The organism is Candidatus Contendobacter odensis Run_B_J11, assembly GCF_000531125.1.
Lineage (GTDB): Bacteria > Pseudomonadota > Gammaproteobacteria > Competibacterales > Competibacteraceae > Contendibacter > Contendibacter odensensis.
Genome location: NZ_CBTK010000182.1, coordinates 1 through 1,583 on the forward strand (window position 1 = coordinate 1; position 1,583 = coordinate 1,583).

Genomic DNA, 1,583 nt, shown 5'->3' on the forward strand with positions numbered 1-1,583 from the left:
CCATCCCCATCTCGATGAAACTCAGTTCACAGAGTCTGGCTGAAAACTGATAGGTGTTGAGGGATTCCTGCTGGAAGTCGAAGATCGTTGGGAACAGGAGGGTGAGTCGTGGTATTGCTGGGAACTGATCCGCGCCGATATGGCCGGTGAATCCATCACTGAGATCACGGTCTATTGCGCCGGGGATTGGGATTCCGCCCGGCAGGCGCAACATCAGCAGGCGATTCGCCTGTTGCGACCGTAGCCGCTAAACCGGGTGGTGAACTCGGCGTTGATAGGGAGAAAGGCCATGATGCAATCCGGCATTCGTTCAAGCGGGTGGGTGTGGGGGCTGTTGAGTCTCGTCGTGTGGTGCAGCGAGATACCGGCGGCCGAGGTCGCCCTGCGGGAGGTGGCAACCAAGTTGGCTCAGCCGGTCGCGATGACCACCGCCCGCGATGGGTCGGGGCGGCTGTTCATCATTTTGCAGGGCGGCCAGATTGTGATCTTCGACGGAAAACGGGTGCTGCCGACGCCGTTCTTGGATCTCCGGGATCGGGTGTCGAGCGGGGGCGAGCGCGGCCTGCTCAGCCTCGCCTTTCACCCCGACTTTGCCCGAAATCGGGCTTTTTTCGTCAATTACACCAATCAGTCTGGGCACACTGTCATCGCCCGCTTTGAGGTTTCACCGCAGACGCCGAATGTCGCGTCCCCCGCCAGCGAGCGCCTCGTGCTGACCGTGCCGCAGCCCTACGCTAACCACAACGGCGGGCAATTGCAATTCGGTCCCGATGGCTTCCTGTATATCGGCATGGGCGATGGCGGCAGCAGTGGCGATCCGCAAAATCGGGCACAGAATCCCCACGAACTCCTGGGCAAGCTGCTCCGAATCGACGTTAACCGGTTTCCGTACCGGATTCCCGCCGACAATCCCTGGGTGAACCGGACCGAGGGGCGCCCGGAACTCTGGGCGCTGGGCCTGCGCAATCCCTGGCGATTCAGTTTCGACCGCCTGACGGGCGATTTGTATATCGCCGATGTCGGCCAGAACCACCGGGAAGAAATCAACGTTCAGCCGGCGGGCCATCCCGGCGGACAGAACTACGGCTGGCGGCGCATGGAAGGGCAGCATTGCTTTAAACCGGCCAGCGGTTGTAACGACGGGACATTGACCCTCCCAGTGCTGGAGTACGATCACCGCCTGGGAAGCGCCGTAATCGGAGGCTATGTCTATCGCGGTACGCAGGTGCCGGCCCTGGTCGGGCGCTATGTGTATGGCGATTTTGGCAGTGGGCGGGTTTGGGCCGCCCAGATTCGACAGGGCGCGTGGGTTAATGAGGAGTTACTAGCGACCAGCCTCTCGATCTCCAGCTTTGGCGAAGACGAGGCGGGCGAATTGTACCTGATCGATTACGCTGGCGGGCGCTTGCTTCAGTTCATGCCGCCCTGAGAAACGGCCTCTACTCCGTAGTCGTTCCGGATCATTGCGGCAGGGAAGCCCTCATCCGCGGCGCTCGCGGTGCGCGAGCGGAGTGGGTCACCGGCTCACCACCTATCAGTTTTAGGTAAAATTTGAAGCGGATAGGCTTTAGGTTGAGAGGAAC

Annotated in this window: 2 protein-coding genes; one reads left to right on the forward strand and one right to left on the reverse strand. The window is 61.0% G+C overall.

The genetic code is table 11. The annotated features are described in order from the left end of the window. Positions 1–214: hypothetical protein (locus BN874_RS25690; RefSeq protein ID WP_034433437.1), on the reverse strand; the 214-nt coding region annotated here is incomplete at its 3' end. Positions 215–289: 75 nt separating this feature from the next. On the opposite strand from BN874_RS25690, the gene BN874_RS11560 reads away from it, so the two are divergent. Continuing rightward, positions 290–1,429, forward strand: coding sequence for a PQQ-dependent sugar dehydrogenase (locus BN874_RS11560; protein ID WP_230314413.1), 1,140 nt, complete (start codon positions 290–292; stop codon positions 1,427–1,429). Positions 1,430–1,583: the final 154 nt, after the last annotated feature.